General features: G+C 65.9%; 13 protein-coding genes. 9 read left to right on the forward strand and 4 right to left on the reverse strand.

Annotated elements, in window-relative coordinates:
• Positions 1-330: 330 nt before the first annotated feature.
• A complete protein-coding gene (locus ACCC94_RS11725) occupies positions 331-2,721 on the reverse strand; it encodes a 7TM diverse intracellular signaling domain-containing protein (protein ID WP_413349631.1) in 2,391 nt (796 codons plus the stop codon).
• A 208-nt stretch (positions 2,722-2,929) separates the two neighbouring features.
• Between ACCC94_RS11725 and ACCC94_RS11730 the strand changes: the two genes are divergently transcribed.
• From ACCC94_RS11730 to ACCC94_RS11745, 4 genes are all read left to right on the forward strand, one after another.
• Positions 2,930-3,727, forward strand: a complete 798-nt coding sequence (locus tag ACCC94_RS11730; protein ID WP_026079345.1) for a hydroxymethylpyrimidine/phosphomethylpyrimidine kinase — start codon at positions 2,930-2,932, stop codon at positions 3,725-3,727.
• 45 nt (positions 3,728-3,772) lie between these two features.
• Positions 3,773-4,402, forward strand: coding sequence for a thiamine phosphate synthase (gene thiE, locus ACCC94_RS11735; protein WP_413349632.1), 630 nt, complete (start codon positions 3,773-3,775; stop codon positions 4,400-4,402).
• 41 nt (positions 4,403-4,443) lie between these two features.
• Positions 4,444-5,730, forward strand: a complete 1,287-nt coding sequence (hemL, locus tag ACCC94_RS11740) for a glutamate-1-semialdehyde 2,1-aminomutase (protein ID WP_413349633.1) — start codon at positions 4,444-4,446, stop codon at positions 5,728-5,730.
• 225 nt (positions 5,731-5,955) lie between these two features.
• Complete coding sequence (locus ACCC94_RS11745) at positions 5,956-6,498, forward strand: tetratricopeptide repeat protein (protein WP_413349634.1); 543 nt, start codon at positions 5,956-5,958, stop codon at positions 6,496-6,498.
• 124 nt (positions 6,499-6,622) lie between these two features.
• On the opposite strand, the gene ACCC94_RS11750 is transcribed toward ACCC94_RS11745, so the two are convergent.
• Entirely contained in the window at positions 6,623-6,955 is a 333-nt protein-coding gene (locus ACCC94_RS11750; protein ID WP_413349635.1) for a DUF1820 family protein, read from the reverse strand.
• Positions 6,956-7,091: 136 nt separating this feature from the next.
• Here ACCC94_RS11750 and miaB point away from each other — a divergent pair, with 136 nt between their 5' ends.
• From miaB to lnt, 5 genes are all read left to right on the forward strand, one after another.
• A complete protein-coding gene (miaB, locus tag ACCC94_RS11755; protein WP_413349636.1) occupies positions 7,092-8,429 on the forward strand; it encodes a tRNA (N6-isopentenyl adenosine(37)-C2)-methylthiotransferase MiaB in 1,338 nt (445 codons plus the stop codon).
• A gap of 124 nt (positions 8,430-8,553) precedes the next feature.
• Positions 8,554-9,555, forward strand: coding sequence for a PhoH family protein (locus tag ACCC94_RS11760; protein ID WP_413349637.1), 1,002 nt, complete (start codon positions 8,554-8,556; stop codon positions 9,553-9,555).
• Positions 9,548-10,009: an rRNA maturation RNase YbeY gene (gene ybeY / locus ACCC94_RS11765; RefSeq protein WP_413349638.1), complete on the forward strand. Its 462-nt coding sequence runs from the start codon at positions 9,548-9,550 to the stop codon at positions 10,007-10,009. Before ACCC94_RS11760 ends, ybeY begins: the two co-directional genes overlap by 8 nt.
• A 21-nt stretch (positions 10,010-10,030) precedes the next feature.
• On the forward strand, positions 10,031-10,870 hold the full coding sequence (locus ACCC94_RS11770; protein ID WP_413349639.1) for an HlyC/CorC family transporter: 840 nt from the start codon (positions 10,031-10,033) through the stop codon (positions 10,868-10,870).
• A gap of 205 nt (positions 10,871-11,075) precedes the next feature.
• On the forward strand, positions 11,076-12,608 hold the full coding sequence (gene lnt, locus ACCC94_RS11775; RefSeq protein WP_413349640.1) for an apolipoprotein N-acyltransferase: 1,533 nt from the start codon (positions 11,076-11,078) through the stop codon (positions 12,606-12,608).
• Between the two features lie 345 nt (positions 12,609-12,953).
• Here the strand turns inward: lnt and ACCC94_RS11780 are convergent, their stop codons facing one another.
• Positions 12,954-13,712 (reverse strand): YdcF family protein, encoded by a 759-nt coding sequence (locus ACCC94_RS11780; RefSeq protein WP_413349641.1) that lies wholly within the window; start codon positions 13,710-13,712, stop codon positions 12,954-12,956.
• Positions 13,713-13,757: 45 nt separating this feature from the next.
• Entirely contained in the window at positions 13,758-14,189 is a 432-nt protein-coding gene (locus ACCC94_RS11785; RefSeq protein ID WP_413349642.1) for a hypothetical protein, read from the reverse strand.
• Positions 14,190-14,400 lie beyond the last annotated feature (211 nt).

The raw sequence follows: 14,400 nt of genomic DNA on the forward strand, positions 1-14,400 counted from the left end.
TTTGGGGCGGAGCGCGAGAGCCATGGCATCAGCGCAAGGGCCGTTCGCGAGCAAGCTCGCTCCTACAGGCCAGCTCCGGCGCGCTCTTCGTAGGAGCGAGCTTGCTCGCGAACAGAACGGCACGACGGCCGCCCTACGGTCTGCTACGGATACATCTACGCTCGGGCGGGCCCTCTCCCCCCGCCCTCTCCCTGAAGGGAGAGGGAGCTATTCGGCGCAAAGGGACAGGACAGTGTCGGCCGGTGAATGCAGGACTATTCGCTCACTCCGAACAGTCCCCTCTCCCTTCAGGGAGAGGGCTAGGGAGAGGGGCTCTTGATCTCTCTCGCTTCAGGCAGGACTGGGCAGCGCCGGCTGGCAAAGCAGCCAGTCATGCAGCAGCGCCTGCAACTCCTCGAATTTCACCGGCTTTGCCATGTAGTCATTCATCCCGGCAGCCAGGCAGCGCTCGCGGTCGCCGCTGTGGCTGTGGGCGGTGATGGCCAGCACCGGCAGGTCGGTGCAGCCCGGCAGCGTGCGGATCGCCCGGCAAGTGGCGAAGCCGTCCATCACCGGCATCTGGCAATCCAGCAGCACGGTGTCGATGGCTTCGCGACGCAGCAGCTCGATGGCTTCGGCGCCATTGTCGGCGGTGCGCACGCGGTAACCGAGCTTGAGCAGCATGCCGCGGATCACCAGCTGGTTGATGGCGTTGTCCTCGACCACCAGCACGGTGCACTGGTCCGGGCTGCGCAACACCTGGCCACCCGCGCGACGCGGCGGCGGGGCGATGCTCTGCATCGGCTGGCCAACCTGCAGTTCGAGGGCGAAGCGGCTGCCCTGCCCCGGCACGGACTCGTGAGTCAGGGTGCCGCCCAGCAGCGCCACCAGCTTGCGGCACAGCGCCAGGCCGATGCCCAGGCCGCCGTACTCGCGGGTCAGCGAACCGTCCAGCTGGAAGAAGCGCTGATAGAGCGCGCCGTCGGATGGCGTGGAGAAGCCGATACCGCTGTCCTGCACCTCGATGCGCAGCGCCAGCCCATCATTGTTCGGCGCGCCGCCAACGCGCAGGTTCACGCCGCCCTGATGGGTGAACTTGATGGCGTTGTCGATCAGGTAGCCGAGCGCCTGGGTCAGCTTACCGGCATCGCCCTCGAGGGTGTCGGGCAGGCTCTCGTCCAGCTGCAGGACGAAGCGCAGCCCGCGCTCCTCGGCGCGTGGCGCGTACTGCGCGCGCAGGCCATCGCACAGGCCGCGCAGGCTGAACGGCTCGCGGCGCGGGTAGAGCTTGCCGGCCTGCAACTCGATCAGCGCGAGGATGTCGTTGACCATGCGCATCATGTCGCGCGCCGAGCCGGTGGCGGTCTTGTGGTACTGGGCCAGCTCGATGTCCATGGGCACCGTCTGCATCAGCTCCAGCGAACCGATCACCCCGCTCATGGGCGTACGCAGTTCATGGGTGACCGTGGCGAGGAACTCGTCCTTCAGGCGGTTGCTGCTGGCCAGCTCCAGGTTCAGCTGCTCCAGCTTGCGGCTGGTTTCCTGGAGGATGCGCGTGCGCTCCTCCTTCATGGCGTTGATGCGGTCCGCCAGGGCCAGGGACAACAGACCGACTTCCAGCGCCGAGCCGATCTGGCTGGCATACATGGTGAGGAAGACGTTGGGCAGCAGGCCCAGCACCATCAGCGTGTTGACCACTCCGCCGATCAGGAACGCGCTCCAGGCGAAGATGAAATAGCGCGCCACGCGCATGCCGCGCAACCAGGCGACTATGCCGGCGGTGAAGATCACCACGGTGAAGGCCAGCGCCAGGTAGGTCGCCAGGCGCAGGGCAATGGCATAGCTGACGGTCAGCGCCAGTACCATCACCAGCGCGCCCACGCCCATCAGCACGCGCAGGACGCGGTCGATCCACAGGCTGTGCTCGCGGGTATGCAGGAAGCTGCGGGCGAACTGGCAGCCGAACAGGCCCGCCGAGCCGATCAGGAAGGGCGTGGCGGCATTGGCCCACCAGGGACTGTCGGGCCAGAAGTATTCGATGCCCGCGCCGTTGACCGAGACCTGGTAGAAGCCGAACGAAGCTATATAAAGGATGTAATAGAGGTAGCTGGTGTCGCGGACGCTCAGGAAGATGAACAGGTTGTAGATCAGCATCACCAGCAGCACGCCGTAGATGATGCCCAGCACGTAGATGCGCTGCGGCTGCTCTTCCAGATAGGCCTTGGACGACCACAGCGTCAACGGCGCCTGGATCGAGCCCTGGCTTTCCAGGCGCAGGTAGACGCGCAGCGGCTTGCCTGGCTCCAGCTTGAGGTCGAACAGGTAGTTGTTCTGGCGGATCGGCCGACTGCCGAACGGCAGGGTGTCGCCGGTACGCTGGGCCAGCTTGAAGCCGCCCTGGCCGTCGGGCAGGTAGAGGTCGAGCTTGTCCAGCGGCGGGTAGGCCAGCTCCAGCAGCCAGTTGGCCGGGTCTTTCGAAGCTCTCGGCTGGTAGTCCAGGTCCAGGCGCAGCCAGAACACCGAGCGCGAATAGCCGGCATTGAGCACGTCGCGCTCGTGGCGGCGGAAGCTGGCGGCCAGCGCCGGCGAGCTGATCTCGGCGATATCGGCCGTGCCGCGCACGTCTTCGAAGACATCCATCGCCCGCCCCAGGGGCAACTGCCCGACGTGCTCGTCGAAGCTGATGGCGCTCGCCACTGGCGAGAGGATGAGAAGGATCAGGAAGATCAGCCAGTGCCGCATGGTGCCCCGCAGTGCCGCCGACAGCTGCGCCGGAGATCCCCATCTCCTGCTTTGGCGCGCCGTGGTGGCGTTGTGTTGGAATCGGCGAACTCTAGCACAGGCCTTGTGCCCCGTGACATTCGACCCTACGGACGGGTAGCGGCCGGGCGATGCGCAGCGGACCGTTCGGTCAGCTCAGCAGCGCATTTTGGTGATAAGCTCCCGCGCCATGAAAACACCTGCCTCCCGTCCCGTAGTGCTCTGCCTGTCCGGCCACGACCCCAGTGGCGGCGCCGGCCTGCAGGCCGATATCGAAGCCCTGATCGCCCAAGGCTGCCACGCGGCGCCCACCGTCACCGCGCTGACCGTTCAGGATACCGTCAACGTTTCCGACTTCCGCGTGCTCGACCGCGAGTGGGTGCTGGCCCAGGCCAACGCGGTGATCGCCGACCTGCCGGTGGCCGCGGTCAAGCTGGGCATGCTCGGCTCGGTGCAGATGGTGGATACGGTGGTCGAGATCATGCAGTCGCTGCCGGGCATCCCGCTGGTCTGCGACCCGGTGCTGCGCGCCGGCGGTGGCGGCTCGCTGGGCAAGGACGACGTCGGCTACGCCATGCGCGAACGCCTGCTGCCGATTGCCGCAGTCGCCACGCCGAACCTGCCCGAAGCGCGCATCCTCGCCGAGCTGCCCGAGGGCACCGCCGACGAGTGCGCCGACAAGCTGCTGCCTTATATCCAGACCCTGCTGATCACCGGTGGCCATGGCGACGAGTCCGAGGTGCACAATCGCCTGTACACCCGCGACGGCCAGCGCCACACCTTCACCTGCCAGCGCCTGCCCGGCAGCTACCATGGCTCGGGCTGCACCCTGGCGAGCACCCTCGCCGGCCGCCTGGCCCTGGGCGAGGAACTGGTGAGCGCGGTGCGCAGCGCCCTGGACTACACCTGGCGCACCCTGCGCGACGCGGAAGCGCCCGGCCACGGCCAGTACGTGCCGCGCCGCCTGCCGCTGGACTATTGCTCTTAATCTGTGCGGCGCCTGCCGCAGCGGGCGCCTGAAATCGAGGTTGTGATGAAACTGCGCGGACTCTACGCCATCACCGACAGCCAGCTGCTCGACGGCGGCCGCCTGCTGCCCTACGTCGAAGCCGCCCTGAAGGGCGGCGCCAAACTGCTGCAGTACCGCGACAAGTCCGACGACGCCTCGCGCCGCCTGCGCGAAGCCGAGGCCCTGCGCGAGCTCTGCGCGCGCTACGGTGCCACGCTGCTGATCAACGACGACGCCGAACTGGCCGCGCGCCTGGGCGTCAGCGTGCACCTGGGGCAGACCGACGGCTCGCTGGCCGCCGCCCGCGCCCTGCTCGGCCGCAATGCGGTCATTGGCGGCACCTGCCACGCCAGCCTCGATATGGCCGAGAAAGCCATCGCCGAGGGCGCCAGCTACGTCGCCTTCGGCCGCTTCTTCGCCTCCCAGACCAAACCGGGTGCCTCCGCCGCCAGCGTGGAACTGCTGGAACAGGCCAAGGCCCGCTTCAACGTGCCGCTGGTGACCATCGGCGGCGTGACCCTGGACAACGCACCCGAGCTGATCGCCCGCGGCGCCGACATGATCGCCGTGATCCACGCCCTGTTCGCCGCCGACTCCCCGGCGGAAGTCGAGCAGCGCGCCCGCGCCTTCAGCCAACTCTTCGAAACCCGCTGAGCGCCACGCGCCCAGCCCTTCACAGCTTTGCGAGGTACACCATGTCCCGTTCCGAAACGCTTTTCGCCAATGCTCAGAAACACATCCCCGGTGGCGTGAACTCGCCGGTGCGCGCGTTCAAGAGCGTCGGCGGCACCCCGCTGTTCTTCAAGCACGCTGAAGGCGCGTACGTGGTGGACGAGGATGACAAGCGCTATGTCGACTACGTCGGCTCCTGGGGCCCGATGATCCTCGGCCACAGCCACCCGGACGTGCTGGATGCCGTGCGCAAGCAGCTCGACCACGGCCTGTCCTACGGCGCGCCGACTGCGCTGGAAGTGGAAATGGCCGACCTGGTCTGCTCCCTGGTGCCGTCCATGGACATGGTGCGCATGGTCAGCTCCGGCACCGAAGCGACCATGAGCGCCATCCGCCTGGCCCGCGGCTACACCGGCCGCGACAGCATCATCAAGTTCGAAGGCTGCTACCACGGCCACTCCGACAGCCTGCTGGTGAAAGCCGGCTCCGGCGCACTGACCTTCGGTGTACCGAACTCCCCGGGCGTACCGGCGGCCTTCGCCAAGCACACCCTGACCCTGCCCTATAACGACATCGCCGCGGTGGAGAAGACCCTGGCCGAAGTCGGCAAGGAAGTGGCGTGCATCATCGTCGAGCCGGTCGCCGGCAACATGAACTGCGTGCCGCCGACCGCCGGCTTCCTCGAAGGCCTGCGCAGCCTGTGCGACCAGTACGGCGTGGTGCTGATCTTCGACGAAGTCATGACCGGCTTCCGCGTGGCCCTGGGCGGCGCCCAGGCGCACTACGGCATCACCCCGGACCTCTCGACCTTCGGCAAGATCATCGGTGGCGGCATGCCCGTCGGCGCCTTCGGCGGCAAGCGCGAGATCATGGAGCACATCTCCCCGCTCGGCCCGGTCTACCAGGCCGGCACCCTGTCGGGCAACCCGCTGGCCATGGCCGCCGGCCTGACCACCCTGCGCCTGATCAGCCGCCCCGGCTTCCACGACGAGCTGACCAGCTACACCACCCGCATGCTGCAAGGCCTGCAGGACCGCGCCGACGCCGCCGGCGTGCCGTTCGTGACCACCCAGGCGGGTGCCGCCATGTTCGGCCTGTACTTCAGCGGCGCCGACGACATCATCACCTTCGAAGATGTCATGGGCAGCGACGTGGAGCGCTTCAAGCGCTTCTTCCACCTGATGCTGGACGCAGGCGTCTACCTTGCGCCGAGCGCCTTCGAGGCCGGTTTCACCTCCATCGCCCACGGCGAAACCGAGCTGAAGCTGACCCTGGATGCCGCCGAGCGCGCCTTCGCCGCCCTCAAGTGACGCTCCTTGCGAAGGCGCCCGCGGGCGCCTTCCGCTCTGCCCCGCTGTTTCCAGGGCTTTATCCGCGCCTTGCACCGCCCGTAAGTTGTCGCCGCTTTCTGACAAAAAAACAGAAAAGAAGGTAAAGACTTTGTAAGGAAGCGCCTGCTTATTTCATAATGTGAAGGCTGGCGCACTTCGCTGGCCGGGTTTTACCCGCCCCGATCCTGGAGGCCGTTTCTCCCCATGTACCGTTCCGGTCGCACCCTGCTGGGTTGCCTGTTGCTCGCACTGCCCCTGTTCACTCAGGCGGGCGGCAACTCGCTGCTGATTCCAGCCACCGGACGCTGCACCCTGAACACCGTGCCCGAACAGCTGCAACAGGCCCTGGCCACCTGCCAGCAGGCCGCCAATGCCGGCGACGCCCAGGCCCAGTTCGAACTGGGGGAATTCTTCTACACCGGCGAGCGCGCCCCGCGCGACTTCCAGGCCGCCCTGCACTGGTACGAGAAGGCTTCGCTGCAGGGCCACGCCGACGCGCAGCTGCGCCTGGGCACCATGTTCTTCCGCGGCGAAGGCGTGAAGGCCAACAACGTGCAGGCCTATATCGTGCTGAAGATGGCCGCGGTCAACGGCGCCGAAGACGCCATGGACAGCGCCGACCTGGTCGCCGAGCAGATGAACAAGGACGAACTGGACATCGCCACCAAGGTGCTCGGGCAGATCTTTCGCAACTACCTGATCGAACTGCAGACCGCCGGCAACTCGCCGTTCTCGCCGTTGCCCTAGGCCGCGCGCCAGGCCCGCATACACTGTAGGAGCGAGCTTGCTCGCGAACAGGGCTGCACGGATGACTTCGGTGCTGAGCGGTTCGCGAGCAAGCTCGCTCCTACGAAAAGCAAAAAGCTGAGCGTCAGCTGTCCTTGCTGGGCATCGGCATGGGGAACGGCATCACGTTGCCGCTGGGCTTGGCCTCGCTGATCTTCGCGGTGCCCAGGCGCTCCACTTCGTCGATGCGGATGATCGAGTGCAGCGGCACGAAGCTGCGGATGACGCCATCGAACTGCGCCTTGAGCTTCTCCTCGCTGGGGTCCACCACCACCTGGGTGCGCTCGCCGAAGACGAACTCCTCGATCTCCAGGAAGCCCCACAGATCGCTCTGGTAGATCTGCTTGGCATACATCTCGTACACCTGGCCCTGGTTGAGGAAGACCACCTTGTAGATCGGGTTCTCGCGCTTGCTCATGAACGAAGGACGACAGCTTTGCAAAAAGGGCACGCAGCATAGCACAGACAGCCGCCGCGCATGGCCGCCGCTGGTAGACACCGGCTTCGAGGCATATAATGCGCGGTCATTTTTTAACCAGCTCAAGACTGATTCCATGGCCAAGAAGCTTTTTATCCAGACCCACGGTTGCCAGATGAACGAGTACGACAGCTCGCGCATGGCCGATCTGCTGGGTGAACACCAGGCCATGGAAATCACCGAGAAGGCCGAAGAAGCCGACGTCATCCTGCTCAACACCTGCTCCATCCGCGAGAAGGCACAGGAGAAGGTGTTCTCCGAGCTGGGCGCCTGGCGCGTCCTCAAGCAGCAGAACCCGAACCTTGTTATCGGCGTCGGCGGCTGCGTGGCCAGCCAGGAAGGCGCGGCGATCCGCGAGCGAGCGCCCTACGTCGACGTAGTCTTCGGCCCGCAGACCCTGCATCGCCTGCCGGAAATGATCGACGCCGCCCGCACCACCCGCAAACCGCAGGTGGACGTGTCCTTCCCGGAGATCGAGAAGTTCGACCGCCTGCCCGAGCCCCGCGTCGACGGCCCCACCGCCTTCGTCTCGGTGATGGAGGGCTGCAGCAAGTACTGCACCTTCTGCGTGGTGCCCTACACCCGTGGCGAGGAAGTCAGCCGCCCGTTCGACGACGTACTGGCCGAGGTGATCCACCTCGCCGAGAACGGCGTGAAGGAAGTCACCCTGCTGGGACAGAACGTCAACGGCTATCGCGGCCCGACCCACGACGGGCGCATCGCCGACTTCGCCGAACTGATCCGCGTGGTCGCCGAGGTCGATGGCATCGAGCGCATCCGCTACACCACCTCGCACCCGCTGGAATTCTCCGACTCGCTGATCGCCGCCCACGCCGAAGTGCCGCAACTGGTGAAGTTCGTCCACCTGCCGGTGCAGGCCGGTTCCGACCGCATCCTCGCGGCCATGAAGCGCAACCACACCGCGCTGGAATACAAGTCGCGCATCCGCAAGCTGAAAGCCGCGGTGCCGGACATCTGCATCAGCTCGGATTTCATCGTCGGCTTCCCCGGCGAAACCGAGAAGGATTTCGAGCAGACCCTGAAGCTGGTGGAAGACGTCGGCTTCGACTTCTCCTTCTCCTTCATCTACAGCTCGCGCCCGGGCACCCCCGCCGCCGACCTGGTCGACGACACGCCGGACGAAGTGAAGAAGCAGCGCCTGCTGATCCTCAACAGCCGCCTCAACCAGCAGGGCTTCGAGATCAGCCGACGGATGGTCGGCACCGTCCAGCGCATCCTCGTCACCGACTATGCCAAGCGCGACCCCGGCCAGCTGCAGGGACGCACCGAGAACAACCGCGTAGTCAATTTCCGCTGCGACAATCCGCGCCTGATCGGCCAGTTCGTCGACGTGGAAATCTACGAGGCGCTGCCCAACTCCCTGCGCGCGACTCTCGTGGAAGCGCACTCCTGACAGTGGAAGCACGTCACTGACAACCGACCGTTGAATCTCCCGATGGCGACTGAACTTTCGTACTCAGTCGCCTGGGGTTATCCTTCGACCATCTTCCTTTGCAGCACGGCGACCTAGACAGCCCTTGAACGCCCCCCTGGATATCCATCGTTTCATGCTCGAGCCCTTCGAGGCCCGCAGCTTCGCCAACCTGTGCGGCCAGTTCGACGAACACCTGCACCAGATCGAGAAGCGCCTCGGCATCGAGATCCGCAATCGCGGCAACCAGTTCGAACTGGTCGGTGAGCCCGAGCGCACCCAAGCCGCCGAAAACCTCCTGCAGCGCCTCTACCGGGAAGTGCAGAACGGCACCGAGCTGACGCCAGACATGGTCCACCTGTTCCTGCAGGAATCCGGCCTGGAAGAGCTGGCCACCGAGCCCGCCGCCCCGCTGGTGACGCTCAAGACACGCAAGGCGCACATCCGCCCGCGCGGTGCGAACCAGCAGCGCTACGTGAAGGCCATCCTCGACCACGACATCAACTTCGGCATCGGCCCGGCCGGTACCGGCAAGACCTACCTCGCCGTGGCCTGCGCCGTGGACGCCCTGGAGCGCGAGCAGATCCGCCGCATCCTGCTGGTGCGCCCGGCGGTCGAGGCCGGCGAGAAGCTCGGTTTCCTGCCCGGCGACCTGTCGCAGAAGATCGACCCTTACCTGCGCCCGCTGTACGACGCGCTGTACGAGATGCTCGGCTTCGAGACCGTCGCCAAGCTGATCGAGCGCCAGGTGATCGAAGTCGCGCCGCTGGCCTACATGCGCGGCCGGACGCTGAACAACAGCTTCATCATCCTCGACGAAAGCCAGAACACCACGATGGAACAGATGAAGATGTTCCTCACCCGCATCGGCTTCGGCTCCACCGCGGTGATCACCGGCGACGTCACCCAGGTCGACCTGCCCAAAGGCACGCGCTCGGGCTTGAAGCACGTGATGGAAGTGCTGCGCGACGTCCCCGGCATCAGCTTCACCCACTTCAAGTCCAAGGACGTGGTGCGCCACCCGCTGGTGCAGCGCATCGTCGATGCCTACGACGCCTACGAGAACCGCCTCACCGGTGGGGAAAGCCAGGGCAACAAGCATGCTTGAACTCGACCTGCAGGTCGCCTCGCAAGCGCCTGGCCTGCCGAGCGAAGCGCAGTTCCGGCTCTGGTGCGAACTGGCCCTGCGCCAGCGCACCAATGATTCGGAACTCACCATCCGCCTGGTGGACGAAGGCGAAGGGCGCGAACTGAACAAGACCTGGCGACACAAGGACTACGCCACCAACGTACTGTCCTTCCCCGCCGACGTTCCCGACGAGCTGCTGGACATCCCGCTGCTCGGCGACCTGGTGATCTGCGCCCCCGTGGTCACCCGCGAGGCCGCCGAACAGGGCAAGTCCGCCGAGGCCCACTGGGCCCACCTCGTCATCCATGGCTGCCTCCACCTGCTCGGCTACGATCACATCGATGATGCCGAAGCCGAGGAAATGGAAGGCCTGGAACGGGAATTGCTGGCCGAACTGGGTCATCCTGACCCGTACGCGGCCGATGAAGAATAAAAGCCACCGAGCAAGGAAAAGATGAGCGAAGACCGATCGAGCAATGGGCACAAGTCATGGTTGGACAAGATCACCCAGGCTTTTGCCCATGAGCCGAGAAATCGCCAGGAGCTGCTTGAGCTGCTGCGCGAAGCCCACGACAACAAGCTGATCGACAGCGAAGCGTTGTCGATCGTCGAAGGCGCGATCCAGGTGGCGGACCTCCAGGTTCGCGACATCATGATCCCGCGCTCGCAGATGATCTCCATCAAGTCGACGCAGAAGCCGGCCGATTTCCTGCCCGCCATCATCGAAGCGGCGCATTCGCGCTATCCGGTGATCGGCGAGAGCCTGGACGACATCATGGGTGTCCTCCTGGCCAAGGACCTCCTGCCGCTGATCCTTCACGACCAGAACCACGCCTTCAACATCAAGGACCTGCTGCGCCCGGCCACCTTCGTGCCCGAGTCCAAGCGCCTGAACGTGTTGTTGCGCGAGTTCCGCGCCAACCGCAACCACATGGCCATCGTCATCGACGAATACGGCGGCGTAGCGGGGCTGGTGACCATCGAGGACGTGCTGGAACAGATCGTCGGCGACATCGAGGACGAGCACGACGTCGAGGAAGACAGCTACATCAAGCCGCTGCCCAGCGGTGACTTCATCGTCAAGGCGCTGACTCCGGTAGAGGCCTTCAACGATTTCTTCGGTGCGGAATTCTCCGACGAGGAATTCGACACCGTCGGCGGTGTGGTGATGAGCGCCTTCGGCCACCTGCCCAAGCGCAACGAGACCACCGAACTGGGCGGTTTCCGCTTCCGCGTTCTCAATGCGGACAGCCGCCGGCTGCACCTGCTGCGCCTGACCCCGCTGCAGGACTGACGCCAGCACCTGTAGGAGCGAGCTTGCTCGCGAACCAATCCCGCTGCGGGCACGTTCGCGAGCCAGCTCGCTCCTACAACTAACCCCGATCTTTCCTGCAACACCCTGCCGCAGTCAGCTCATGGCTTTTGGCTTTCATCCCCATAGCCTACCGTTCGTCTCTCCATTACTCTTGCGCATCGCTTAACCGCAACAAGGATTTCCGATGCGCTGGATCACCCGACCCGGCCTGCCAGGCCATCTGCTCGCCCTGGCCGCTGGCGCGCTCACCCCGCTGACCCTGGCCCCGTTCGGCTACTGGCCGCTGGCGGTGCTCTCGCTGGCCCTGTTCTACCTCGGCCTGCGCGGCACCACTCCCGGATCGGCGCTATGGCGCGGCTGGTGGTATGGCTTCGGCGCCTTCATCGCCGGCACCAGCTGGATCTACTTCAGCATCCACAACTTCGGCGGCGCCTCCGGCCCGCTCGCCGGCTTCCTCGTCGGCGGCTTCAGTGCCGGCGTGGCCTTCTTCTTCGCGCTGCCCGCCTGGGTCTGGGCGAAATTCTTCCGCCGCAACAACGCGCCGGTCAGCGACGCACTGGCCTTCGCCGCGTTGTGGGTGGTGCTGGAACTGTTCCGCAGCTGGTTCCTCACCGGCTTCCCCTGGCTCTACGCCGGCTACAGCCAGCTCGAAGGCCCGCTGGCCGGCCTCGCCCCGCTGGGCGGCGTGTGGCTGGTGTCGTTCGGCATCGCCCTGACCGGCGCGCTGCTCATCAATATCCCGGCCCTGACCCGGCGCCCCGCGCGCCTGGTCACCGGCCTGGTCCTGCTGATCGCTCCCTGGGCCGTGGGCCTGGGCTACAAGGGCCACGCCTGGACCACCCCGGCCGGCGCACCGCTGAAGGTCGCCGCTCTGCAGGGCAACATCGCCCAGGAAATGAAGTGGGACCCCAAGGCCATCACCCACCAGCTGGAGCTGTACCGCGACCTGACCTCCGAGCAGAACGGCGTCGACCTGATCGTCTGGCCGGAAACCGCCGTCCCGGTACTCAAGGACCAGGCCACCGGCTACCTGGAGATGATCAACGGCGTCGCCACCGCCAAGAAGGCCGCGCTCATCACCGGCGTGCCGGTGCGCGAGAAGACCGCCGAGGGCATTCGCTACTACAACGGCATCACCGTGGTCGGCGAAGGCAGCGGCAACTACCTCAAGCAGAAGCTGGTGCCCTTCGGTGAATACGTTCCGCTGCAGGACCTGCTGCGCGGCCTGATCGCCTTCTTCGACCTGCCCATGTCCGACTTCGCCCGCGGCCCGGCCGACCAGCCGCTGCTCAAGGCCAAGGGCTACAGCGTGGCGCCGTACATCTGCTACGAAGTGGTCTACCCGGAATTCGCCGCCGAGCTCGCCGCGCAGAGCCAGTTGCTGCTGACCATCAGCAACGATGCCTGGTTCGGCACCTCCATCGGCCCGCTGCAGCACCTGCAGATGGCGCAGATGCGCGCCCTCGAAGCCGGGCGCTGGATGGTGCGCGGCACCAACAACGGCGTCACCGCGCTGATCGACCCGTTCGGCAAGCTGGCGGTGCAGATTCCGCAGTTCCAGCAAGGCGTCCTGCGCGGTGAAGTGGTGCCGATGCAGGGCCTTACGCCGTACCTGCAGTGGCGCGTCTGGCCGCTGGCCATTCTCAGCGGCGTGCTGCTGGTCTGGGCGCTGGTGCGCCGCCGCACGCATCCGGAAGAGCGCCGGCTGTTCGGCTGACTCCCACGAAAAGGGCCTCATCGCGAGGCCCTTTTCATTATGAGAGCCGGGTTCGAGAGCAAGCTCGCTCCTACCAGAGCGGATCCCCGCCTGTAGGAGCGAGCTTGCTCGCGAACCGCATAGGGCCCATAGGGCGCATAACCCGGAACGGGTTATCCGCCGATTACCTCGCGGCGGATAACGCGGGCGCGTTATGCGCCCTACGATTTCATCCCAGCGAAAAGGGCCTCATCGCGAGGCCCTTTTCGTTATGAAAGTCGGGTTCGCGAGCAAGCTCGCTCCTACCAGCGCGGAGCCTCGCCTGTAGGAGCGAGCTCGCTCGCGAACCGCATCACGCCGCCCCTATCAGTAGAACAACCGATACCCCGCCAACCCGATCGCCTCGTTGAGCAACTGCCCGCTCTGCCAGATCGCCCGTCCTTCAGGCAGCCAGCCGCCCATGGGCACCACGTCGTCCGTGCCGATATAGCCCGAGGGTACGGGCACCACTTCCAGCCCGGCCTTCTCGAAGCTCCAGATCGAGCGCGGCATGTGAATGGCACTGGTGACCAGGACCACCCGCCTGATACCTGCCTCGCGCAGCATCTGCGCGCTGAACTGGGCATTCTCCCAGGTCGTGCGGCTACGGCCCTCTTCCCAGCGCACCGGCACGCCGTAATCGTCCAGCAGGCTCTGCGCCATGATCCGCGCCTCAGAGGGCGGCGTGCCGTAATGCAGGCCGCCGGAGGTCAGCACCGGCAGGCCGCTGGCCTTGGCCAGGCGCGCAGCATAGCGAATGCGCTCGCGGGCCATCAGGCCGGGCTGGTCCTCGTCCCAGGCACGATCCCCGCGCACCCGGCCGGCGCCCAGCACCACGATGGCGTCCGCACGCTGCGCCAGCCCTGCCCACTCCGCTTGCTTGAGCGGCTCCTGCTGCTCCAGCTGGCGCGCGCCCCACTCCACCGTCACCGGCAGGCTCATCACCAGCAGGCCGAGGAAACCGGAAAAGAAGCAGAACACCGACAAGCGCGGATAGCGCCGGCGCAGCACGAAGCCAAGCAGCAGCAACAGCAGGAGCAATCCCGGCGGCATGAAAATCTGTTTGAGGATGAAGCGGATCGGCATGGCGACTCCTTGTCGAGGCGCCAAGCCTAACGGATCGAGGAAGAATCAGCGTGCTTTCGCGTTGCGGAACAGCTGCGAACCGCAGGAGGTGCAGGGCAGCACGCCCTGGTTGCGGCTCCAGGCCACGGGCGAACCGCAAAGCGCGCATTGCAGCGATTGCGGGCGCGGCACCAGGCGCAGACGACTGGGAGCAGCAGGTGGGCGAACATGGCGCGGCGTACGCACCGGCGCACGCTCCAGCATGGCGAGCTCTTCCGCCGCGGCATGCCAGCCGCGCAGCCAGTTCACGTCCTGGTCCAGATAAGCCCTGATCAACTCCATCTCGGCACTGCTCAAACCGCGCAACTCCAGTTCCACTGGGCATTCGTCACGTAGTCGCTCAGCGGTATCGGCCTCATCCAGGGCCAGCGCGAGTCGTTGCAACAACCGTTCATACAGACCGGAACCCGAAGCACTTGCGCGATGCAGCTCAGCCATCAGTCACCTCAAGACAGGCGGAAACCTCCCGCCCTCAGGCAAAGCTTAGCGGGCCACCCCGCGTGACACCGAGCGCGCGACAAACGGCGCGGGCTACCGGCTCGGGTGGGGGTCATGTATGCTACGAGGCTTTCTGTAGCCGCCCGGCCCGTGTTTTCTCAGGGGCCGGTGAAGCGGAGGGCCACTCGACCTTCCCGGCCGCACACTTCTT

Origin of the sequence: Pseudomonas sp. Pseusp97 (assembly GCF_047304025.1) — a bacterium.
In the GTDB taxonomy this organism is placed as follows: domain Bacteria; phylum Pseudomonadota; class Gammaproteobacteria; order Pseudomonadales; family Pseudomonadaceae; genus Pseudomonas.

What these genes read in the sequence shown, in the direction of transcription:
- miaB (WP_413349636.1), top strand. Translation starts at nt 7,092, where the DNA reads ATGGCCAAGAAGCTTTTTATCCAGACCCACGGTTGCCAGATGAACGAG.
- ACCC94_RS11730 (WP_026079345.1), top strand. Translation starts at nt 2,930, where the DNA reads ATGAAAACACCTGCCTCCCGTCCCGTAGTGCTCTGCCTGTCCGGCCAC.
- hemL (WP_413349633.1), top strand. Translation starts at nt 4,444, where the DNA reads ATGTCCCGTTCCGAAACGCTTTTCGCCAATGCTCAGAAACACATCCCC.
- thiE (WP_413349632.1), top strand. Translation starts at nt 3,773, where the DNA reads ATGAAACTGCGCGGACTCTACGCCATCACCGACAGCCAGCTGCTCGAC.
- ACCC94_RS11780 (WP_413349641.1), bottom strand. Translation starts at nt 13,712, where the DNA reads ATGCCGATCCGCTTCATCCTCAAACAGATTTTCATGCCGCCGGGATTG.
- lnt (WP_413349640.1), top strand. Translation starts at nt 11,076, where the DNA reads ATGCGCTGGATCACCCGACCCGGCCTGCCAGGCCATCTGCTCGCCCTG.
- ACCC94_RS11750 (WP_413349635.1), bottom strand. Translation starts at nt 6,955, where the DNA reads ATGAGCAAGCGCGAGAACCCGATCTACAAGGTGGTCTTCCTCAACCAG.
- ACCC94_RS11770 (WP_413349639.1), top strand. Translation starts at nt 10,031, where the DNA reads ATGAGCGAAGACCGATCGAGCAATGGGCACAAGTCATGGTTGGACAAG.
- ACCC94_RS11745 (WP_413349634.1), top strand. Translation starts at nt 5,956, where the DNA reads ATGTACCGTTCCGGTCGCACCCTGCTGGGTTGCCTGTTGCTCGCACTG.
- ACCC94_RS11725 (WP_413349631.1), bottom strand. Translation starts at nt 2,721, where the DNA reads ATGCGGCACTGGCTGATCTTCCTGATCCTTCTCATCCTCTCGCCAGTG.
- ACCC94_RS11785 (WP_413349642.1), bottom strand. Translation starts at nt 14,189, where the DNA reads ATGGCTGAGCTGCATCGCGCAAGTGCTTCGGGTTCCGGTCTGTATGAA.
- ybeY (WP_413349638.1), top strand. Translation starts at nt 9,548, where the DNA reads ATGCTTGAACTCGACCTGCAGGTCGCCTCGCAAGCGCCTGGCCTGCCG.